This is a genomic window from Pseudomonas farris (assembly GCF_019145235.1).
GTDB lineage: Bacteria > Pseudomonadota > Gammaproteobacteria > Pseudomonadales > Pseudomonadaceae > Aquipseudomonas > Aquipseudomonas farris.
In genome coordinates, this window is the sequence record NZ_JAHSTV010000002.1 from 183,400 (window position 1) to 203,728 (window position 20,329).

The following is a 20,329-nucleotide window of genomic DNA, read 5'->3' on the forward strand; positions in this document are numbered from 1 at the left end:
GGCAGCGTGTATCCGGGAAAAACAGCTCGGCGGTCAGACGAGCTTGCTCAAACGTGTTACCTGCACTCCCGATCGGGGAGATGTCTGCATCATGCAAGGGCAAATCGGAGGCGTCAACGGTTTTGTAGTGATTATTTTTGCTCACTACATATTGTCGGACAAAGTGGTTTTGGAATTAGAACGTCAGGTGTGGCTAGCGATTGGAGGCTGTGATGTCACAGAATCGCCAAGATCGCAGCCTTCGGCAACTCCTACAGGGCCGGGGTAGGAACTGCCGAAGGCTGCGATCTTTTAAAGCGGTAAATGGTGCACGGATAACCGTCGATCGGCAGATGATGCAGGGTGAACTCACCGTCCGTGAGATCAGGTATCACCTTGGCCCAGAACAGCCTTGCAGGCTGGTTGGCCTCGATGTGGAAAATCTGCCATTGACCGGGGAACCGGTTCAAGAGGGCAGAGACGACAAATCTCGCGACGCCTTGGCCACGAAAGCGTCGACTGACAAAAAAGTAGCCGATGTTGTGCTTCGCGCCGACGATATGGGTTTCGTTATCCACGGTCACAAAACCAGCAAGTTCGTCGTCAACCTTGATCAGAAACGGTCTGGTTGCGGGATTGCGCCAATAATCAAGCCTGGGCTGGATGTTGAAGAAGCCATGTTCCCCGAGTTTCAGCGGCAGCCATTCGCTGAAGTCATACACGTAGAACTGCATCAGGTTTTCGATGGTTTCCAGTTCGTCGCGCTGAGCGGCGTGCAATTCTATTGAGGGCTGGCTTCTGATTGTCGTCATGGTCGTACCTTTCAGAAAGCAGGGCTGATGCCTGACGCTGAACCTGTGGGAGCGGGCTTGCTCGCGAAGAGGGTGTGTCAGTTAACATTGATGTCGCCTGACACACCGCTTTCGCGAGCAAGCCCGCTCCCACATGGATTGCATGTTGCCGGACATGAAGAACACTAGACCATTTCGATTCGTTGCAAGTGCTCTCAACCCTTGCTCGCCGGTTTCGCCGCGCGTTTGGTGCTGGTCGAGGGCTTGCGTTTGGTCGGTTTGCGTTTGTTTTTCCACGGTGTGGCGCCACGCCCGGCCGGGCTTGCCGGCCCGCTGATGGTCAGGTTCAGGCCGGCGCAACGGGCCACCTGCTTGCTCATCCATGCAGCTTGTTTGGTGACGAATTCTTCCAGGCTCATTTCACCGCTCTGCACCATGTCCAGGGCCTGTTCCCAGATTGCCGTGGTGCCGGGATCGGCAATCGCGCGCGGCACGGCATCGATCAGGCTGAACGCTGCCGGCGTCGCGGCCAGGGCTTTGCCGTTCTTGATCAGGTAGCCGCGGTCCAGCAGGCCCTGGATGATCGAGGCGCGGGTGGCTTCGGTACCGATGCCGGTGGTGTCCTTGAGCTTTTGCTTGAGCAGCGGATCTTCCACCAGTTTGGCGACGTTCTTCATCGCCTTGATCAGATCGCCTTCGGTGAATGGCTTGGGCGGCTGGGTCCAAAGGTCCTTGAGCTTCACATCGGCCACCGCGCAGTCACGCCCTTCGGCCAGTGCTGGCAATGTTTGCGGCGCCGGTGCTTCGCGGCCCTTGGCTGGCGCGAGGGCCTCGGGCAGGGCGCGTTTCCAGCCGGGCTCGACAATCTGCTTGCCCACGGCGCGTAAGGCTTCACCGGCACAGTCGAAGTCGGCCTGAGTCCGATCGTACTCATGGTTGGGCAGGAACTGCGCCAGGTAACGCGCACGAATCAGGGTGTAAACCGCCCGTTGCTTGCCTACCAGCCGGTCGAGGTTTTTCGCCGCCGCTGTGGGGATGATGCCGTGGTGAGCGCTGACCTTGGCATCGTTCCAGGCCCGTGAGCGGCGCTGAGGCTCTAGATGATCGTGCAAGGCGTTCAGGGCCGGGTCGGCTTGCCGAAGCGCCGCCAGAATACCCGGGGCTTCGCTGTGCTGACTCAGGGGCAGGTAGCCGCAGTCGCTACGCGGGTAGGTGATGACTTTGTGGGTTTCGTACAGCGCCTGGGCGATATCGAGGGTTTCTTGAGCACCGAGCCCGAGCTTCTTCGAACAAACTTCCTGCAACGTGCCTAGATCGAACGGCAAAGGCGCGACTTCGCGCATCCGCTCGGTGCGCAGTTTGATCACCCGCGCGCTCGCCGCACCGCCAATGGCCGCAGCCGCTTTCTGAGCCAGCGCCTGATTCAGGCAGCGGTCCTGATCGTCGCAAACGTCGGAGGACGCGCGCCATTGGGCGGTGAACGCGGTGCCGTCGTGCAGCAGTTGCACTTCGATCGCCCAGTAGGCCACCGGGACGAAATCGGCAATGCTGCGGTCGCGATCCACCACCAGGCGCAAGGTTGGTGTCTGCACCCGACCGACCGGCAATACACCCTGATAGCCGGACTGACGCCCCAGCAGGGTGAACAGCCGACTCATGTTCATCCCGATCAGCCAGTCGGCCCGGGAGCGCCCCAATGCCGAATGATAAAGGCTGAACGTCTCGGCCCCAGGCTTGAGCGCCGCCAGTGCCTTGCGGATCGATGCATCGTCCAGCGCCGACAGCCACAGCCGCCGGATCGGCCCGCGATAACGGCAATGCTCCACCAGTTCCCGGGCGATCATCTCGCCCTCACGGTCGGCGTCGGTCGCAATCACCAGTTCACTGGCCTCGCCGAGCAAGCGTTTGACCGCCTTGTACTGGCTGGCCGTGCGCGGTTTGACGGTCATCTTCCATTTTTCGGGAATGATCGGTAGATCCGCCAGCACCCAACGCTTGTAACGCGCGTCATAGGCATCCGGCGGTGCGGTTTCCAGCAGATGGCCGATGCACCAGGTCACCGTGACGCCCGTTCCCAGCCAGCAGCCGTCGCCCCGGCGCTTGGCGCCGAGCACGGCCGCGATGTCTTTGGCCTGGGAAGGTTTTTCACAGAGGTACAGCTGCATAACCACCATCGTCGATCAGTGTCCGAGAGGTGCACAGAATGGCGGCTGATGAGCGATGGAGCAATCTTTATCTGTATGGATGTACAGCTTGAGCTGTTGCGCTTGATGACAGCGGTCAGTCCACCACAAACAACCTGGCGCCAGTGGCGGTGGATGAACGATGCGCTTCGGCATTGTCCGCCACTTGATAGCTCATGCCCGGCGTGAGAACGAAGACTCGACCGTCTTCCAGTTCGGTGTGCAGTTCTCCCTCCAGGCAAAACAGCACATGCCCCTTTGAGCACCAGTGATCGGCCAGATACCCCGGCGTGTATTCGACGATGCGCGCACGAATCGCGCCGAACTGCCGGGTGCGCCACAGGGCGCTGCCAGTCTCGCCCGGGTGCTCGGTGGGCTCGATTTGCGACCAGTCGGTGGTGCCGAAGGGGATGTTGGCAATGTCCATGCTGCTCTCCTGATGGGGCATGCTGTTTTGGGGGCCTCACTGTAGCCCAGGCAAGCTCCGTTCGGCTGTGAAGCAGTCGCGATGCCGAAACATGAGGTATACCTGTCGGAGCGCGGATACAGCGCAACAGCGACAGAGGATCCTACTCTATGAAAGCCCCCGGCCCCGGTAATCCCATTGCCATCAGCCCTCAACCCGGCTGCGTGGTGGTGAAGTTCCATGGCATTCAAGTGGCGTCATCCACTCGGGCGCTGGTCATGCATGAGGCCAATTATCCTCCGGTGTACTACATCCCCCGGGAGGACATCGCCGAACAATATTTCGCCCGCACCGACCACACCAGCTATTGCCCGTACAAGGGCGATGCCAGCTATTTCAGCCTGCAAATCCCCGGGCATGAAGGTGCCAATGCGGTATGGAGTTATGAGCACCCGAAGGTGTCGGTTGCGCAGATTGGCGGGTATGTGGCGTTTTATCCTGAAGAAGTGACGTTTGAGGTGCTTGATACCTGAGGTGCAGAAAGCATTGTGGTAAGGGGACTGTTGCCCGCACGCAATCCATGTGGGGGCGGGCTTGCTCGCGAAGGCGGTGTGCCAGGCAACATTAATGTCGACTGACACTCCCTTTTCCCGAGCAACCCGCTCCCACAGGTAAGCCTGGGCTAGAGGTTCGTGCCGTCAGTTCTTGTCCAGATCCACATTCTTGGTCTCACGCAAACAGATCATTCCCACTACCAGGCTCACCCCGGTAATCACCACCGGGTACCACAGCCCATAGAAAATATCCCCGGTGTACACCACCAGGGCAAACGACACCGTCGGCAGGAAACCACCGAACCAGCCGTTGCCGATGTGGTAGGGCAGGGACATGGAGGTGTAGCGGATACGGGTCGGGAACAGTTCGACCATCAGCGCCGCCAGCGGGCCGTAGCACATGGCGGAGATGATGATCAGCGCGACGATCAGCGCCACGATCATCGGTTTGTTGATCAGCTGGGTGTCGGCTTGCGACGGATAGCCGGCCAGGGTCACCGCGCCGCGCAGGGCCGCTTCGTCGTAACCATCGATTTTCACCTCGCCGATGCTGATCTGCACGGCGCTGCCGGCCGGAGCCGCTTCGCTGTTGTAGGGCAGGCCTTGTTTGACCAGGAAGGTTTTGACCTTGTCGCACGGGCTATCAAATTTAGCCTTGCCGACCGGGTCGAACTGGAAGGTGCAGGTGGCCGGGTCGGCCAGCACGGTGATCGGTGCCTGGCGGCTGGCCTGGTCGATGGCCGGGTTGGCGTAGTGGGCCAGGGTTTTGAAGATCGGGAAGTACAGCGCAGTGGCCAGCAACAGGCCGATCATCAGCACCGGTTTGCGCCCGACCTTGTCCGAGAGCCAGCCAAAAAAGATGAAGAACGGTGCGCCGATGATCACGCTGACGATCAGCAGACTGTTGGCCAGGGCCGGGTCCATTTTCAGGAACTGGGTGAGGAAGAACAGCACATAGAACTGCGCCGCGTAGAAGGTTACCGCTTGCCCGGCGTTGATGCTGAACAGCGCAATCAGCACCACTTTCAGGTTGTCCCATTTGCCGAAGGAATCGCGCAGCGGCGACTTGCAGAGCTTGCCTTCTTCTTTCATTTTCACGAACGCAGGCGACTCATGCAGGCTCAGGCGAATCCAGGTCGAGATGCCCAGCAGCACGATCGAAAACAGAAACGGAATGCGCCAGCCCCAGACTTCGAACTGGTCACCGGTGAAGTAGCGGCAGCCGAGCACTACTAACAGCGACAGCAGCAAGCCGAGGGTGGCAGTGGACTGAATCCAGCTGGTGTGGAAACCGCGTTTGCCCATCGGCGCGTGTTCGGCGACGTAAGTGGCCGCGCCGCCGTATTCACCGCCCAGCGCCAGACCCTGAAGCATGCGCAGCACCACGAGGATGATCGGCGCGGCGATGCCGATGCTCGCGTAAGTCGGCAGCAAGCCGACGCAGAAGGTCGCCAGGCCCATGAGGACGATAGTCGCGAGGAACGTGTATTTGCGCCCGATCATGTCCCCCAAGCGTCCGAACACCAGCGCACCGAACGGCCGCACGATGAAGCCGGCGGCAAACGCCATCAGCGCAAAGATGAACGCCGTGGTGTCGTTGACCCCGGCGAAGAACTGTTTGCTGATGACCGCCGCGAGGGCGCCGTAGAGGAAAAAGTCGTACCACTCGAACACCGTCCCGAGGGACGAGGCGAAAATGACTTTTTGGGTTTCCTGACTGGTGCCGGCGCTGCGGACGGCTTCCAGGGGCTGAACATGTTCTGACATATCGGTATCCCTCACAGTGATTGTTTTTGTTGTTCCACTGGTGTTGCGTAGTCCTTGCAGCGGCGATCCCTTGTGGGAGCGGGCTTGCTCGCGAAAGCGGTGGGTCAGTCGACCTCTATGTTGAATGTAATGCCGCCTTCGCGAGCAAGCCCGCTCCCACAGGGGAGAGGTCTATAGGCGAAGGGCTGAGGATCAATTGCGCAGCTTTCTCAGCGATCATCAGCGTCGGCGAACAGGTGTTGCCCGAGGTGATGCGCGGCATGATCGAGGCGTCGGCGATGCGCAGGCCGGGGATGCCGTGGACGCGCAACTCGGCGTCGACCACCGCGTCCGCATCGTTGCCCATCCGGCAGGTGCCCACCGGGTGGAAAATCGTCGTGCCAATCCGGGCGGCCGCTTCGTACAACTGCTCTTCGCTCTGCAAGCTGTCGCCGGGCAGGTACTCGACCGGTTTGAACGCTTGCAACGCGGGTGCGGAGACGATGCGGCGGGTCAGGCGGATGGCGTCGGCTGCCACTCGCAAGTCTTCGGGATGGCTCAGGTAGTTGGGCTGAATCAGCGGCGCTTCCCGCGGGTCGGCGGAACGAATGTCTATTCGGCCACGGCTTTGCGGACGCAGATCGCAGACCGATGCAGTGAAGGCGGGGAAGGCGTGCAGCGGCTCGCCGAAACGCTCCAGCGACAACGGTTGCACGTGGTATTCGAGGTTCGCCGAGGTCTGCTCCGGCCCCGAACGGGCGAAGGCGCCAAGTTGGCTCGGGGCCATGGACAGCGGGCCGCTGCGGTCATACAGATAACGCAGGCCCATGCCCATCTTGCCCCACAGCGTGCCGGCAATCTGGTTCAGGGTGCGAGCGTTTTCCAGTTTGTAGATCAGCCGCAGTTGCAGATGGTCCTGCAGGTTGCCACCCACGCCAGGCAGTTCATGGGCGACGCCGATGCCCAGTTTTTGCAGCAGCAGGCGAGGGCCGATACCGGAACGCTGGAGGATGCCCGGTGAACCGACGGAACCGGCACACAGCACAATTTCCTTGCGTGCCTTGAAGGTTTTCGCCTGGCCTTGCCAACGTGCGCTGACTGCTGAGGCACGGCCGTTTTCCAGCTGCACGCGGTCCACTTCGACGTCGGTCAGCACTGTCAGATTGGCGCGCTGGCGGATCGGTTTGAGAAACGCCTTGGCCGCGTTCCAGCGGATCCCGGCTTTCTGATTGACCTGGAAATAGCCGCAGCCTTCGTTGTCGCCCTGATTGAAGTCATCGATGCTGGCGATGCCGCTTTGCTCGGCCGCCGTGCGGAAGGCATCGAGGATCGGCCACGACAGCCGCTGCCGTTCGATCCGCCATTCGCCGGCAGCGCCATGAAATTCCGAGTCGCCGGCAAAATGGTTTTCGCTTTGTTTGAACAGTGGCAGTACGTCTTGCCAGCTCCAGCCGACATTGCCCTCGGCCGCCCAGCCGTCGTAATCGCCGGCCTGGCCGCGCATGTAGATCATGCCGTTGATCGAGGAACAGCCGCCGAGCACCTTGCCGCGTGGGTAGCTCAGGGCGCGGCCTTGCAGGCCCGGTTGCGCTTCGGTCTTGAAGCACCAGTCGGTGCGCGGGTTGCCGATGCAGAACAGGTAACCGACGGGGATGTGAATCCACGGGTAATTATCGCGGCCGCCGGCTTCGAGCAGCAGCACGCGGTGTTGCGGGTTGGCCGACAGTCGATTGGCCAGCAAACAACCGGCCGGCCCGGCGCCGACCACGATGTAGTCGTATTCATCAAGGGAAGTCTGCATCCCTGACCTCGTATTGTTGTTCTTGTTGTCGGTCATCCTAGTTGTTAGCTTTCGTTAAAAGAATGTTAGTTTTTGCGCAGCTGCTGTGCGTTTTTAAACAGCGCCATTTAACGGCATAACGTCAAGGATGGTTCATGTTCGACTGGAATGACCTGCGGTTTTTTCTCGAATTGCAGCGCAGCGGCCGTTTGCTCACCGCCGCTCGCCGTTTGAACACCACCCACGCCACCGTGGCCCGGCACATCGAAGCCATCGAAAAAAGCCTCGGCACCGCGCTGTTCGTCCAGCATGCCCAAGGCTACGAATTGACCCCGGCCGGCGAAGCACTGCTCAAACACGCTGAAGCCATGGAAAACGTCGCGCTACTGGCTCAGGAAGAAATCACCCAGTCATCCGCGCCGCTGGGCAAGATCCGCGTCGGGGTGACGGAAGGGCTGGGCATCATGTTCCTCGCCAGCCGCATGAACGGGCTGTTCGAACGCTATCCTGGGCTGGAGGTGGAGCTGGTGGCGGTGCCGCGCTTCGTCAGCATTCTCAACCGTGAAGCCGAGATCAGCATTCACCTGGAACGCCCGGCCGCCGACATGCTGGTCACTCGAAAGCTCACCGATTACCGACTGGCGCTCTACGCCAGCCAGGCCTATCTGGACCGCTCGCCGCCGTTGCGCAGCCGCGAAGACCTCGGTCGCCATGCGTGGATCGGCTACGTCGACGACTTGCTGTTCAGCCAGGAACTGATGTTCCTCAACAGCTTCTGCCGCAACCCTCAGGTGGTCTTCCACAGCACCAGCGTCATCGCCCAGCAACAGGCCGCGCGCTCGGGGTTGGGGATCGCCGTGTTGCCGTGCTACATGGCCAGCGCCGATCCCCAACTGGTGCCGTTGCTGCCGGATGAAAGCATCCAGCGCAGTTATTGGATCAGTACGCGGCGCGAGTTGCACAAGTCCGTGAGGCTGCGGGTGCTGTGGGATTACGTGGTGGAGTTGTGTGAGCGTGAGCAGGAGCTGCTGCGAGGCCCCATTCCCCTGTAGGAGCGAGCGGTGCGGCGATCCGACTTGCCCGCGAAGGCGTCAAGTCTGGCACACCGCATTATCGTTCTTCGCGGGCAAACCTCGCTCCTACAGAGGCATCCGCCGCGAGTGAGGCTGCGTTTCGCCCGCAGCCCATTTAAACAAGAAAAATAGCGATCGTTTAAATGAAGCTTGCCGTTACCACCCAAAGGCTACAACGCCTTGCGCCACCGCCTACAGGTAAGACAGAATCCGCCGGCTTGTGCGTCTAGGGGGCCGTCGGTAACTTGATTCTCGTCACTGCTCATCAGTGATCGGGTCTGCAAGCCCGCCGGAATACCAGTCGCATAGCCCTGCCAAAGGACGCTCGTTTATGTCCGCGAAATGGCGGCTTTGTGCGGGAGATCTTCGGATCTGCCGGGTTCCTGGTTTCCCGGTCTTGCAGACCCGCACATAGCTGCCACCCATCATCTGCAAGTGATGTCGGTAGCTCCTAATGAACAATCAGGAGTTTCACCATGATCAAACCTACGCCCAATCCGCCGGACACCGATCCAATATCCCCGTACGAACCTGATTCAAAAAAACTCAATGGGGCCGCCAAACGCGCCCTCGACTTCCACTTTCCATCGAATGCCGATATCAAAGCCACCGCGCGTAACCCCAGCAAGCTGTTTGCCGTGGCCCCAGAGGCCACAGCCGAAACCCTGGCGATTTTTTTGGTCGAGACGCTGGCCTCGGTCGATGTGATGGTCCATCAGTTGGTAGATCATCTAGAGGGTGAGTCGCGCTACGCCTTGATGGGCATTTCAAACAGCATCATGGTGGCGGAGATCACCGCGAACCGAGTGCTGGATCACATTGATACGCCTTGGTAGGTGTGGGTTGCTGTGGTGAGGGAGTTACTGACGCAGGGTTGTGCAGTGGCTCCTTTTTTGGGGCCGCTTCGCGGCTCAGCGGGAGCAAGCTCCCTCGCCACAGAGTGTTCAGCGGCCTTTTGGCCTTGACTGGCGCCTTAATGCCAGTCAGTCACGTGCAATCCCTGTGGGAGCGGGCTTGCTCGCGAAGGCGGTGTATCAGATAACATTAATGTCGACTGACACTCCCTCTTCGCGAGCAAGCCCGCTCCCACAGGGACCGTGTATCAATCAAGAATTTCGAATGAGGTGCTGGCGAGGCGTTCACCGTTCACGAAAATGTGCACGGCGTGCTGACCGGCGTAGTGTTTGCGAGTGGTGAGTTCCTTGATGTGCTGGCTACGTGCGATGGATTCGGTAGCCTTGCCGGGCAGCGTCATCGCCTTGAGCTTGAATACCTTTGCCGACGTGCTGCCGTTGGCTTTGACATAATCAATCGCGTAGTCGATCACCAGTCGCTGACACTCCGGGACGGTGGATTTCATCGAGAAGGACAAAGTGATTTTCTCCCCCAGGCGTATCACCGCCGGTTCAACCTTAACGTCAATGATTTCAACCTCGGGCTTGCCGCCCGCGCCAATGATTGCCAGCGCCCGCTGGTTACCCTGTTTGATTAGGCTGCGCAGGGCGTGTCTGGCGATCCACGCCGTATGCTTGTTGTCCAGCGACCAACCCTCGATCAGCGCCAGCACCCACTCGGGATGATCCTTGGTGATGTCGTTGAGGTGGTTGGCCACGGATTTGCGCACGTAGAGACTGTTGTCGGCCTTGAGGTTGTCGAGGATCGCAGCCGCCAGTGTCGGGTCGGCCTGGACCTGTTCCAGGCGGAATGACCATGGCAGGCGCGGTCGGCTACCTTCGCTCGCCAGGCGCCGGACGTGTTCGTTTTCATCCAGCGACCAGACGTGCATCAGCGCCAACGAGCGTTCGATATCGTTGCGCAGAAAGTGCCGAATCGCGAATTCCGATGAGCCGAAGGCTGTGAAATATTTGAGCGCATTCATCGACAGGTCGAACGTGTGAGCGCCGTAGGTCGCGACGTAGTGCGGCAAAAACATACTGACGAAGGCGCTGTTCAGGCGCGGGGCGAGGGCACGCAGGATGTCCAGGGATTCTTCATAACCGAGTGGCAACACCGCGTGCAGGCATTCACTGACGCGGGCCATGCGTTGCATGACTGACAATTCCGCCAAGCCGGTTTTGGCCAGTTTCAGGAAAGCCTTGGCATCGAATTCGGGGTAGACCGCCGTCATTTCGGCGGCGATATGCGCGAGGCGTTCGGCGTTGAAGATTTCTTTCAGGGCGGGGGAGGTTTGGTCTGCCATTGTGAGCTCCTTGGAAATACCGTTTACCTGAAATACCGCGTTATCGTTCTTCGCGAGCAAGCCCGCTCCCACATTGGATCTATGTCAGCCGCAAATCTTGTGGCTGACGCGGTCAATGTGGGAGCGGGCTTGCTCGCGAAGAGGCCCTCACAACCGCCTCAAACCTTACCCGCTTCCTCTTCCAACTGATCCGACTCAAACAGTTTTGCCAATTCCGCCCGCGCTTCCTGCGCCGTTTGCATCACCTTGGCGGCATCGTCATACACCGCATGCTGGGCCTCCAGCACCTGCTCATCATGATGGGTAAAACGCTTGATCCGCGCATCTGCCTGGGCCTGGGTCAACCCTAGTCCAACCAAGGTTCGCCGAGTCATTTCCAGGCTGGAGTAATAGGTTTCCCGCACCGCCTGAGCCCCGACATCCACCAACCGGTGCACATGCTGACGGTTACGGGCGCGGGCGATGATTTTGATGTGCGGATAGAGCTTGTGCACCACCTCGGCCGTCTTGATGTTGGTCTCCGGATCGTCGGTGGCAATCACGAAAAACTCCGCTTGCTCGACCTTGGCCGCGCTGAGGATTTCCGGGCGCATCGGATCGCCGTAGAACACCGGCACGCCGCCGAAGCTGCGGGACAGTTCGATGGTTTCCACCGACGTGTCGAGGGCGACGAACTTGATGTTCTGCGCCCGCAGAATCCGCGCCACGATCTGCCCCATACGGCCCATGCCGGCGATCACCACGCGCGGTGTGTCGGTGTCGATTTCGCGGAATTTTTCCGGCACCTCCACCGGTTGAACCTTGGGTTTGACCAGTCGTGCGCAGGCCAGCAACAACAGCGGTGTCAGCGCCATCGACAGGGTGATGGTCAGCACCAGCAAGTCGTACAGACGCGGCTCGAACAAGCCCTGATCCCGGCCGATCTTGAACACCACAAAGGCAAACTCACCACCGGCCGCCAGCACGATGCCCAAGCGAATCGCATTGACCTTGCCCAGCCCCCCGGCCAGTCGACCGACCACAAACAGCAATGGCAGCTTGATCGCGATCAGCAGCACGGTCAGCCCCAGCACCACAATTGGCGCACTGAGCAGCAAACTCAAATTGGCGCCCATGCCGACACTGATGAAAAAAAGTCCCAGCAGCAGCCCCTTGAAGGGTTCGATCTGCGCTTCCAGTTCGTGACGGTATTCGGAATCCGCCAGCAGCAAACCGGCGAGGAACGCGCCGAGTGCCATGGACACGCCGACCAGATCCATCAACCACGCCGTACCGATCACCACCAGCAACGCGGTGGCGGTGGACACCTCCGGCAGACCAGTCTTGGCCACCACGCGAAACACCGGTCGCAACAGATAACGCCCGCCGATCACCACCACCGCGATACTGCCCAGCACCCGCAAGCCGTGGTTCAAATCTTCGGCGGCACTGGTGGTGTGATCGCCGCCGGCCAGCAGCGGCACCATCGCGATCAGCGGGATCGCGGCGATGTCCTGAAACAGCAAAATCGCGAACGCCAACCGCCCGTGGGGGCTGGTCAGTTCCTTGCGTTCGGCCAGGCTTTGCAAACCAAACGCGGTGGAGGACAAGGCCAGCCCCAGGCCCAATACGATGGCACTGTTCAGGGATTGGCCGAACACGAACAACGCCAGCACACCAATCACCGAACCGGTCAGCAACACCTGCGCCAGACCCACGCCGAACACCGATTTGCGCATCACCCACAAGCGTCGCGGCGACAGCTCAAGGCCGATGATGAACAGCAACAACACCACCCCGAGTTCAGAGATGTGGCTGACGCTTTGCGGATTACCGATCAAGCCCAACACCGACGGCCCGATGATCACCCCGGCAAACAGATAACCCAATACCGCCCCCAGTTGCAGGCGCTTGGCCAAGGGGACGGTGAGCACCGCCGCGAATAAAAAGACGACAGCGGCTTGCAACAGGTTGCCTTCGTGGGGCATGGCGAAACTCCTGGGTGGGGCAGGCGAGAGCGGCGCTCGCCCGATTTTCAGCGGGGCGTCAGGATAAAGGGTGGCGTCCGTTCAGTCAGCAAGGAGGTTGCTGAGAATTGACGGTTTAGTGGGGCCATTGTTCGAGCAGGATGGAAACGAACTTCTCCGCCGCCGGCGATAGCGATGCGCCCCGACGGTACACCAGGCCAAGTGTCCGGTTCACGATAGGATCGGTGAGAGGAATGCTCACCAGCGTCGGGTGATCCGCCGTCGGCATCGCAAGGCTCGGCATCGCGGAAACTCCCAGACCGGCTTCGACCATGCCCAGCGAGGTGGACAAATGCTGTACCTCATAAAACCACTGCGGACGCCAGCTCAGGCCCGACAGGGCGTGGTCCAGCAACATGCGGTTGCCGCTCAGGCGTCCGACGCCGATCAACCGGTAATCGCTCAGTTCTGACCAGGTCACGGACGTCCGCTGGGCCAGTTCATGGTCACGACGGCAGGCCAGGACGAAGGGTTCGTTGACCAGTGAAACGAATTCGATGTCCGGGTGCTGGCCGCTCATCATGTTGATGCCGAAGTCGGCTTCACCCCGCAACACTGCTTCGAGCCCTTCATTGGCGCTGAGGTCGAGCAAGCGGATGCGGATTTTCGGATAGCGCTCGTTATAAAGACGAATCACCGACGGCAGGAAGTAAAACGCAGCGGTTGGAATGCAGGCCAGGGTCACCTGACCGATTTGCCGCTCAGCCAACTCACGGATATTCAGGATCGAGTCGTCGAAATCATCCAATAATCGGCGAGCCTTGGGCAAGAAGTCACGGCCGACACTGGTCAGGCTGACCTTGCGCGTGGTTCGGTCTAGCAACGTAGTCCCCAAACCCTCCTCAAGTTTTTTTATCCGTCGGCTCAAGGCTGGTTGCGACAGATGCAGGGCATCGGCAGCTTCGTGAAAACTCCCCAGTTCGGCGATTTTCACGAAAGATCGGATGTCCTGAAGTTCATATTCCATGTTCTATCTCGTCGGAGGAGGGCGCTGAATCACGGTAAAACTTTCTTTTGTGAAACGCAATAATTGCGCCGATCTTTGCATTGGAAACACAATTACTTCCCTGTCACTCTTGTTTGCAAGACATCAATTACCTCGATTGATCAACAAGAGTCAGTAGCCATGCAACGAATTCCTTGTGTGCTGATGCGCGGCGGTACCTCAAAGGGTCCGGTTTTTCTCGCTTGGGATCTGCCGGTTTCGATTCAAGAACGCGATGAGTTGTTGCTCTCGGTGATGGGCTCCGGTCACGAACTGGAGATCGACGGCATCGGCGGCGGTAGCCCGCAGACCAGCAAGGTCGCTATCGTCAGTCCTTCGTTACACCCCGATGCCGATGTTGATTACTTGTTCGTTCAGGTCATGGTGTCCCAGCGTCGGGTGGATACCGCCCCGAACTGCGGCAACATGCTCTGCGCGGTCGGGCCGTTTGCCATCGAGCAGGGCCTGGTCAAGGCGGTCGGTGAGCTAACCCGCGTGCGGATTCGCAATCTCAACACCGGCACCTTCGTTACCTCTGACGTGCAGACACCAAACGGCAAAGTCAGCTATGAAGGTGACACCGCCATCGATGGCGTGCCAGGCAGCGCGGCACCGGTTCAACTGACATTCCTCGACGCCGCAGGCAGCAAGACCGGCAAGCTGCTTCCAACCGGCAGCATCCAGGACTGGTTCGACGACATTCCAGTGACTTGCATCGACATGGCCATGCCGATGATGATTCTTGAGGCGCGTCACTTGGGCAAACGCGGCGACGAAACGCCGACCGAACTGGACGCCGACAAAGACTTTCTGCAGCGCCTCGAAGCCCTGCGACTGCAGGCCGGCATAGCCATGGGTTTGGGCGACGTCAGCGACAAGGTCATCCCCAAGCCTGTGCTGGTTGCACCCGCCAAGGCCGGTGGCACGTTGCAGGTTCGCTACTTCATGCCGCACAACTGCCACCGTGCGCTGGCCATTACCGGTTCCATCGGTCTTGCCACCGCGTGTGTCAGCGCAGGCAGTGTGGTCGCGCAGATGCTCGGCCATACCGACGGGCCGCGTCTGCAACAGGTGCGGATCGAGCACCCGAGCGGCGGCATCGATGTCGTATTGTCCTACACCGGTGAGAACGGTGAGACTATCCGGGCCTCCGTTGTTCGTACCGCCCGAAGGCTGTTTTCCGGCTTTGTGTATGCCCCGGTTTCCCACCGGCTCGCCGGGTAGTCTTCCCGCACAATCACTGCAGTTTTGCATCAGAACAAGATCGGGTCGTTCGCCTGCGTCTTGGCTACGCATTCCAATAACAACAAGAGAGTTGCCCTATGCTCGCCTTACTCGGCTTGGCCATGGTGGTTGTGTTCACGTTCCTGATCATGACCAAGCGTCTGTCACCCATCGTTGCGTTGACCGTTGTTCCGATTGTCTTTGCGGTGATCGGTGGCTTTGGTGGGACCACCGGCAAAATGATGCTCGACGGCCTGAAGATGGTCGCACCGTCGGCGGCACTGCTGCTGTTCGCGATTCTGTTTTTCGGTTTGATGATCGACTCGGGGTTGTTCGATCCGCTGATCCGCAAGATTCTCAAACGGGTCAACGGCGACCCGATGAAAATTGCGGTCGGCACTGCGCTGCTGTCGCTGACTGTCGCCCTGGACGGTGACGGCACCACCACTTACATGATCACTTGCGCGGCAATGCTGCCGTTGTACAAGCGCATTGGTATGAACCCGATGATTCTGGCGACCGTTTCCATGCTGGCGTTGAGCATCATGAGCGGCATGACCCCTTGGGGCGGCCCGGCGACCCGGGCGATTGCCGCGTTGGGGCTGGATGCCGGGGCGTACTTCGTTCCGTTGTTGCCCACCATGATCGGCGGCGCTGCGTGGGTGGTATTCACCGCGTTCCTGCTGGGCCGCGCCGAGCGTAAACGCATTGGCAACGTCCAGCTGCAAAGCGGCGGGAGTGATTGCTACATCAAGGCGATTCTTGAGGACACGCCGCACAAACGCCCGAAACTGGCCTACGTCAACCTGTTGCTGGTGACGGCGGTGATGGTCGCGCTGGTGATGGGGCTCATGCACTCGGCAATCCTGTTTCTGATTGGCTTCGTGCTGGCGCTGATGATCAACTATCCGCAACTGGACATTCAGAAAGAACGCATCCTCGCACACTCCGGCAACGCCATGACTGTAGTCCTGCTGGTGTTTGCGGCTGGTATTTTTGCCGGGATTTTCTCTGGAACCAAAATGGTCGACGCATTGGCGCAAACCCTGGTGGACTGGATTCCACCGTCCTGGGGGCACCTGTTCCCGCTGGTGGTGGCGATCACCAGCATGCCGTTGACCTTCGTGCTGTCCAATGATGCCTATTACTTCGGTGTGGTACCGATCCTCGCCAACGCGGCGGCGGCCTACGGGATCGATCCGGTGGAAATCGCCCGGGCGTCGATTCTTGGCCAACCGGTGCACTTGATGAGTCCACTGGTGGCCTCGACCCTATTGCTGGTGGGGATGGTCGATCGCGACCTGGGCGACTTCCAGCGCGCCACCTTCAAATGGGCGGTGCTCACTTCCCTGGTGGTCACAGCTTTAGCCCTACTGACCGGGGCCTTGACGCTGTTCTCCTGATTCATCCCTGACTCGCCACTTGATAGAACTCCACGCGCCCGATGTCGGACGTGCGGTCACGTGCATCCTTAAAAACAACAATATGAGTAGTTCGACATGACCCACTTTCTGACTCGCGGGGCTCTTCTTCCTTTTCTGGGTGTGTTGCCGATGGCCACTGCCGGTGCGAGTGATTTCATCGACGACAGTAAGTTGAAGTTGCAACTGCGTAACGTCTATATCAACGAAAACTTTCGCGATGAGCATGGCTTGAGTGCGCGTTCAGCCAGAACCGCCAAAAGTGAGCGCACCGAGTGGGCCCAGGGTTTCCTGCTGGATTTCCAGTCGGGGTTCACCCCCGGCACTATCGGTTTCGGGGTCGACGCATTGGGCCTGCTGGGTGTCAAACTCGATTCCGGGCGTGGCCGCAGTGGCACCGGTCTGTTGCCGGTACACGACGACGGTCGCGCCGCCGATGAGTTCGCCAGTGCCGGGGCTGCGGCCAAGGTCAAACTGGCCAAGACCACCCTCAAATACGGCACCCTGCTGCCCAAAACTCCGGTGCTGATCTATAACGATGCGCGTTTGCTGCCGCAAACCTACGAGGGAGGACAAGTCACCAGCACCGACATCGAAAACCTGACCCTGACTGGTGGTCATCTGGACCGATTCAAACTGCGCGATTCGACCGATAGCGTGTCGATCGTTCCTGACGGTTACTCAGGCGACAAAGGTGGCGATTTCACCTACGCCGGTGGTGACTACAAACTCGGCAAGAATACGCGTCTGAGTTACTTCTACGGTGAGCTGGAAGACTTCTATCGGCAGAGTTTTGCCGGCATCCAGCATGATTTGCCGTTGGGCCCCGGGGTGTTGACCGGTGACCTGCGCTATTTCAACAGCAAGGATGCGGGCCGTTCCTACGCCTCGAAAATCGATAACGACATGCTCAGCGGCCAACTGTCCTACGCGGTGGCGGGGCATACCTTTGGTGGCGGTTACCAACAACTCAGCGGTGACGCCGGGTTGCCTTACATCAGTGGTGCGACGGTGTACTCGTTCAGCAACGTCGGCATCGGCAAGTTCATCGAGGAGGACGAGAAAACCTGGATGCTCAGTTACGCTTACGACTTTGCGCCGATGGGCGTGCCCGGGCTGACATTCATGACCCGCTATCTCAAAGGCAACGATGGCAAGTCCGACACCCGCATCAAAGAATCCGAACGCGACATGGAACTGGCCTACGTGGTCCAGAGTGGCACGTTCAAGGGCGTGGGCGTGAAGCTGCGCAATTATGTCTACCGTTCGGACTTTGCGCGCGGACGTGACAGCAACCGAATCTATTTCACCTACGATATTGCCCTCTGGTAAGGGCGCCGAGCGGGGTCTAACTGAATAAGTTGCCAGTCGCCCGTATTTCTGGGAAAACGGCGCCCATGAAGCCCTGTTCGGGCAAGCGCAAAAGAGTGAATGTGATGAATGATGAGTTGCAGGTCATCGACCTTGAAGTGGGCGACGGCAAAGCCGCTGTCAAAGGCGCGCTGATCACTACCCAATATCGCGGGTGGCTGGAAGACGGCACTGAATTCGATTCTTCCTACAGTCGGGGTAAACCTTTTCAGTGCGTGATTGGCACGGGGCGAGTGATCAAGGGCTGGGATCAGGGCATCATGGGCATGCAGGTTGGTGGTAAACGCAAGTTGCTGGTGCCGGCGCATCTGGCTTATGGCGAGCGGACGATGGGTGCGATTACACCGAATTCGAATCTGATTTTCGAGATTGAATTGCTGGAAGTGCTGACGCGGGATGATTGATTTGTTGGGTGTGGGCTGAAATGGCGAACCCCACCATCTCTGTTAGAAGAAATGGTGGGGTTTTTATGTGTTGGGAGGGTGATTTCTGGTTTTGATTTAGCGAGTCAGGTGAACATTTCAATATCGTCGAGCGTGTCAGCAACTGTGGCTTCAAGTGCAGGGAATTTTCCTTTTACGGAATCAAGGGCGGGCATCACGGCTTGCATTTCAAGCTCACCGAATCTGCGGGCTACATGGCCGAGTGCGGTGATTGCTGCCGCAGCCACAGACTGAGTGCCACTCTCGAGATGTTTCAGGCAAATGGTCTGAGCCCAGGCACTGTCTTGCTCATTTAATCCGATGGAAATCAGCGCGGTGACAATGTTCCTTTCTAAGCCGCTATCAAAGAGACTGATTGCTTCGTCATGGCTAATCGACGGATCGTGGTAGATAAGACTCACTGTTTAGCTCCCAGGATGTTTCCCTTGGTGTCGGCTTTTTTTGCCTTGATCAATACATTTTTCATATCTTGATGGAGTTTATTCCATGCTCTGACATGTCCGTGGTAGTCGTCCCCTCCCGTATGATCAAAGACGACAAACTCGTTGGTTTTGGGATCAATACCAATCCTGCGTTCCGATGTAGGTTTTACCTGTACCGAATTATCCAAAGCTTCCTGGCCATTCACGGGGACCCTTACTTTTAACTGGTGTATCCGTCTTTCCATGGTACCTGGCAGCATCGAATCGCAGGGAAAAGACAATGTAAAGAGGCTTGATGCCGGAATCAGCCGGAAAAACAAGGATGAAGTCCTTGTATTTAGGCGGGTAGATCGGGTTAACAATGATGCTGTCAGCCGCTGGTGTAGGCGGATAAATCCAGATTTGCGGAGCTTGTGGAGCTCCTTCTAGCGGCGGGATTCCCGAAGTGCTCGACGGATCTACGGCTGGTGTCCATATCAGCGTTACCCCGTTACCAAAGTCAGCCACTTGCTGAGAGCCTTGAGCTACGAACTGCACGACAGGAATCATTTCCCAATCGCTGCGCTTTTGAGTGTTGTATCCGTATGCCTTCAAGGTGCCATTGGCCTGTTGTTCAATATGCAGGCGAACTCGGGTGCGACCTTCTTTGAGTGATTTGAGTTGTTCTTCCGAATACAGGGAACTGTCCCCGAGCGTCGATGGCCAGAGCAACGCAACGATTCCCGCCAAAGCGCCAGCAACAACACCAGTCGTCACTACCCCCGCACCGCTTGCAGCCGTCCCGGAGCCAACAGCTCCTACGCCACCTAAAATCAGTGTTCCGAATGAGCGAGGTAATGCGCTACCACTGATTTTTTTGAGAGGTATGTTTCCTGCTTCATCCCTTTCACGGCCACCTAATAGCGAGAACTTTCCGTAGTCGGCCAATTTCTCGACCGGGACAAACCCGGTTGGATTGTCGTGGTTGATTACGCCGTCGGGGAGGTTGCAGCTTTTGGCGAATACGCAACCCATGGAGCTGGGCTGGTCATGTTGCTGAGGTTGCCTTATGAAACGATCTTCATATGCCTGTTGTCGGGCCAACATGTCTTCATATGTTTTTTGCCTGGAGTCGCGCTCTGCCAGTTCGGAGGCGGTCATGTAGCGGCTGGTGATGTGGTGCCCGTCGCCTGACGGTGGGTTTTGAACCCTGGGTATGTCTGTTTTGCGGGCCATGAGCGTCCTTGTTTCATTTTTTGAAAGCGATGCAGACGCTATATCAAAGGGTATTTGATAGATGTAGGACTAGTCTGAAACTCTGGCCGTTGTTACAAATGACGGTTGCGCACGTCGCATGTGATGCGTCGTTTGTCAGGCCGCCATCGCGGGCAAGCCCGCGATGAACGATGACGCGGTCAACCTGGCTTGCTAACCCCCAACCCTATAGGTAACCATGCACACCATATAGGGGTAGGGGGTATATGTATGTCACACATCCACGAACACAAGGACGACCTGCTAAACCGTGTCCGGCGTATTGCCGGCCAGGTTCAGGCGGTAGAGAGGGCGCTGGAGTCCGATGCTGAATGCGCCAAAACCCTGCATCTGGTGGCGGCGATCCGCGGTGCAGTCAACGGTTTGATGGACCAGTTCATCGACGCCCATGCCCGTGAACATGTGGCGCATCCCGGTCTCAGCGACGAAGCGCGCGCCGAAGGCGTTGAAGACTTGTTGCAAGCCATCCGCCGTTACTCGAAATAGAGGCC

General features: G+C 58.8%; 19 protein-coding genes. 8 read left to right on the top strand and 11 right to left on the bottom strand.

The window, feature by feature from the left end; translation table 11 throughout:
* Positions 1–251: 251 nt before the first annotated feature.
* The 3 genes from KVG95_RS04140 to KVG95_RS04150 form a co-directional block, all read right to left on the bottom strand.
* Positions 252–791: a GNAT family N-acetyltransferase gene (locus KVG95_RS04140; RefSeq protein WP_217854624.1), complete on the bottom strand. Its 540-nt coding sequence runs from the start codon at positions 789–791 to the stop codon at positions 252–254.
* 194 nt (positions 792–985) lie between these two features.
* Positions 986–2,935, bottom strand: coding sequence for a DNA topoisomerase III (locus tag KVG95_RS04145; protein ID WP_217854625.1), 1,950 nt, complete (start codon positions 2,933–2,935; stop codon positions 986–988).
* A 115-nt stretch (positions 2,936–3,050) separates the two neighbouring features.
* Positions 3,051–3,380 carry a DHCW motif cupin fold protein gene (locus KVG95_RS04150; protein ID WP_217854626.1) on the bottom strand — a complete coding sequence of 110 codons (330 nt, stop codon included), beginning with the start codon at positions 3,378–3,380 and terminating at the stop codon, positions 3,051–3,053.
* 149 nt (positions 3,381–3,529) lie between these two features.
* Here KVG95_RS04150 and KVG95_RS04155 point away from each other — a divergent pair, with 149 nt between their 5' ends.
* Positions 3,530–3,892 carry a DUF427 domain-containing protein gene (locus tag KVG95_RS04155; RefSeq protein ID WP_007907061.1) on the top strand — a complete coding sequence of 121 codons (363 nt, stop codon included), beginning with the start codon at positions 3,530–3,532 and terminating at the stop codon, positions 3,890–3,892.
* 165 nt (positions 3,893–4,057) lie between these two features.
* Here the strand turns inward: KVG95_RS04155 and KVG95_RS04160 are convergent, their stop codons facing one another.
* Together KVG95_RS04160 and KVG95_RS04165 are read right to left on the bottom strand one after the other, a co-directional pair.
* On the bottom strand, positions 4,058–5,680 hold the full coding sequence (locus KVG95_RS04160) for an MFS transporter (protein ID WP_217854627.1): 1,623 nt from the start codon (positions 5,678–5,680) through the stop codon (positions 4,058–4,060).
* A 115-nt stretch (positions 5,681–5,795) separates the two neighbouring features.
* Positions 5,796–7,460 carry a GMC family oxidoreductase gene (locus KVG95_RS04165; RefSeq protein ID WP_217854628.1) on the bottom strand — a complete coding sequence of 555 codons (1,665 nt, stop codon included), beginning with the start codon at positions 7,458–7,460 and terminating at the stop codon, positions 5,796–5,798.
* 134 nt (positions 7,461–7,594) lie between these two features.
* Between KVG95_RS04165 and KVG95_RS04170 the strand changes: the two genes are divergently transcribed.
* Positions 7,595–8,491 carry a LysR family transcriptional regulator gene (locus KVG95_RS04170; protein ID WP_217854629.1) on the top strand — a complete coding sequence of 299 codons (897 nt, stop codon included), beginning with the start codon at positions 7,595–7,597 and terminating at the stop codon, positions 8,489–8,491.
* 497 nt (positions 8,492–8,988) lie between these two features.
* Complete coding sequence (locus KVG95_RS04175; protein WP_217854630.1) at positions 8,989–9,348, top strand: DUF6124 family protein; 360 nt, start codon at positions 8,989–8,991, stop codon at positions 9,346–9,348.
* Between the two features lie 266 nt (positions 9,349–9,614).
* Here the strand turns inward: KVG95_RS04175 and KVG95_RS04180 are convergent, their stop codons facing one another.
* From KVG95_RS04180 to KVG95_RS04190, 3 genes are all read right to left on the bottom strand, one after another.
* Positions 9,615–10,712 carry a DNA alkylation repair protein gene (locus tag KVG95_RS04180; RefSeq protein ID WP_217854631.1) on the bottom strand — a complete coding sequence of 366 codons (1,098 nt, stop codon included), beginning with the start codon at positions 10,710–10,712 and terminating at the stop codon, positions 9,615–9,617.
* 158 nt (positions 10,713–10,870) lie between these two features.
* Positions 10,871–12,679, bottom strand: coding sequence for a monovalent cation:proton antiporter-2 (CPA2) family protein (locus KVG95_RS04185; RefSeq protein WP_217854632.1), 1,809 nt, complete (start codon positions 12,677–12,679; stop codon positions 10,871–10,873).
* A 115-nt stretch (positions 12,680–12,794) separates the two neighbouring features.
* The gene (locus KVG95_RS04190; RefSeq protein WP_217854633.1) at positions 12,795–13,685 is read right to left on the bottom strand and encodes a LysR family transcriptional regulator; all 891 of its coding nucleotides are present in this window, start codon (positions 13,683–13,685) and stop codon (positions 12,795–12,797) included.
* A gap of 159 nt (positions 13,686–13,844) precedes the next feature.
* Here KVG95_RS04190 and KVG95_RS04195 point away from each other — a divergent pair, with 159 nt between their 5' ends.
* The 4 genes from KVG95_RS04195 to KVG95_RS04210 all read left to right on the top strand — a co-directional run bounded on the left by KVG95_RS04195 (position 13,845) and on the right by KVG95_RS04210 (position 18,123).
* A complete protein-coding gene (locus KVG95_RS04195) occupies positions 13,845–14,927 on the top strand; it encodes a 4-oxalomesaconate tautomerase (RefSeq protein WP_217854634.1) in 1,083 nt (360 codons plus the stop codon).
* A 98-nt stretch (positions 14,928–15,025) separates the two neighbouring features.
* Positions 15,026–16,330 (top strand): CitMHS family transporter, encoded by a 1,305-nt coding sequence (locus KVG95_RS04200; protein ID WP_217854635.1) that lies wholly within the window; start codon positions 15,026–15,028, stop codon positions 16,328–16,330.
* 96 nt (positions 16,331–16,426) lie between these two features.
* Complete coding sequence (locus KVG95_RS04205; protein WP_217854636.1) at positions 16,427–17,680, top strand: OprD family porin; 1,254 nt, start codon at positions 16,427–16,429, stop codon at positions 17,678–17,680.
* A gap of 104 nt (positions 17,681–17,784) precedes the next feature.
* Positions 17,785–18,123: an FKBP-type peptidyl-prolyl cis-trans isomerase gene (locus KVG95_RS04210; RefSeq protein WP_007895103.1), complete on the top strand. Its 339-nt coding sequence runs from the start codon at positions 17,785–17,787 to the stop codon at positions 18,121–18,123.
* 104 nt (positions 18,124–18,227) lie between these two features.
* Here KVG95_RS04210 and KVG95_RS04215 read toward each other — a convergent pair whose 3' ends face one another.
* Genes KVG95_RS04215 through KVG95_RS04220 form a run of 3 tightly spaced genes read right to left on the bottom strand, consistent with a single transcriptional unit; the run spans position 18,228 to position 19,799 of the window.
* On the bottom strand, positions 18,228–18,563 hold the full coding sequence (locus KVG95_RS04215; RefSeq protein ID WP_195840088.1) for a hypothetical protein: 336 nt from the start codon (positions 18,561–18,563) through the stop codon (positions 18,228–18,230).
* The gene (locus tag KVG95_RS29690; RefSeq protein WP_225922902.1) at positions 18,560–18,790 is read right to left on the bottom strand and encodes a hypothetical protein; all 231 of its coding nucleotides are present in this window, start codon (positions 18,788–18,790) and stop codon (positions 18,560–18,562) included. Before KVG95_RS29690 ends, KVG95_RS04215 begins: the two co-directional genes overlap by 4 nt.
* A complete protein-coding gene (locus KVG95_RS04220) occupies positions 18,765–19,799 on the bottom strand; it encodes an S-type pyocin domain-containing protein (RefSeq protein ID WP_225922903.1) in 1,035 nt (344 codons plus the stop codon). Before KVG95_RS04220 ends, KVG95_RS29690 begins: the two co-directional genes overlap by 26 nt.
* 249 nt (positions 19,800–20,048) lie before the next feature.
* Between KVG95_RS04220 and KVG95_RS04225 the strand changes: the two genes are divergently transcribed.
* A complete protein-coding gene (locus KVG95_RS04225) occupies positions 20,049–20,324 on the top strand; it encodes a metal/formaldehyde-sensitive transcriptional repressor (protein ID WP_217854637.1) in 276 nt (91 codons plus the stop codon).
* The last annotated feature ends 5 nt before the right edge of the window (positions 20,325–20,329 follow it).

What these genes read in the sequence shown, in the direction of transcription:
- KVG95_RS04140 (WP_217854624.1), bottom strand. Translation starts at nt 791, where the DNA reads ATGACGACAATCAGAAGCCAGCCCTCAATAGAATTGCACGCCGCTCAG.
- KVG95_RS04145 (WP_217854625.1), bottom strand. Translation starts at nt 2,935, where the DNA reads ATGCAGCTGTACCTCTGTGAAAAACCTTCCCAGGCCAAAGACATCGCG.
- KVG95_RS04150 (WP_217854626.1), bottom strand. Translation starts at nt 3,380, where the DNA reads ATGGACATTGCCAACATCCCCTTCGGCACCACCGACTGGTCGCAAATC.
- KVG95_RS04155 (WP_007907061.1), top strand. Translation starts at nt 3,530, where the DNA reads ATGAAAGCCCCCGGCCCCGGTAATCCCATTGCCATCAGCCCTCAACCC.
- KVG95_RS04160 (WP_217854627.1), bottom strand. Translation starts at nt 5,680, where the DNA reads ATGTCAGAACATGTTCAGCCCCTGGAAGCCGTCCGCAGCGCCGGCACC.
- KVG95_RS04165 (WP_217854628.1), bottom strand. Translation starts at nt 7,460, where the DNA reads ATGCAGACTTCCCTTGATGAATACGACTACATCGTGGTCGGCGCCGGG.
- KVG95_RS04170 (WP_217854629.1), top strand. Translation starts at nt 7,595, where the DNA reads ATGTTCGACTGGAATGACCTGCGGTTTTTTCTCGAATTGCAGCGCAGC.
- KVG95_RS04175 (WP_217854630.1), top strand. Translation starts at nt 8,989, where the DNA reads ATGATCAAACCTACGCCCAATCCGCCGGACACCGATCCAATATCCCCG.
- KVG95_RS04180 (WP_217854631.1), bottom strand. Translation starts at nt 10,712, where the DNA reads ATGGCAGACCAAACCTCCCCCGCCCTGAAAGAAATCTTCAACGCCGAA.
- KVG95_RS04185 (WP_217854632.1), bottom strand. Translation starts at nt 12,679, where the DNA reads ATGCCCCACGAAGGCAACCTGTTGCAAGCCGCTGTCGTCTTTTTATTC.
- KVG95_RS04190 (WP_217854633.1), bottom strand. Translation starts at nt 13,685, where the DNA reads ATGGAATATGAACTTCAGGACATCCGATCTTTCGTGAAAATCGCCGAA.
- KVG95_RS04195 (WP_217854634.1), top strand. Translation starts at nt 13,845, where the DNA reads ATGCAACGAATTCCTTGTGTGCTGATGCGCGGCGGTACCTCAAAGGGT.
- KVG95_RS04200 (WP_217854635.1), top strand. Translation starts at nt 15,026, where the DNA reads ATGCTCGCCTTACTCGGCTTGGCCATGGTGGTTGTGTTCACGTTCCTG.
- KVG95_RS04205 (WP_217854636.1), top strand. Translation starts at nt 16,427, where the DNA reads ATGACCCACTTTCTGACTCGCGGGGCTCTTCTTCCTTTTCTGGGTGTG.
- KVG95_RS04210 (WP_007895103.1), top strand. Translation starts at nt 17,785, where the DNA reads ATGAATGATGAGTTGCAGGTCATCGACCTTGAAGTGGGCGACGGCAAA.
- KVG95_RS04220 (WP_225922903.1), bottom strand. Translation starts at nt 19,799, where the DNA reads ATGGCCCGCAAAACAGACATACCCAGGGTTCAAAACCCACCGTCAGGC.
- KVG95_RS04225 (WP_217854637.1), top strand. Translation starts at nt 20,049, where the DNA reads ATGTCACACATCCACGAACACAAGGACGACCTGCTAAACCGTGTCCGG.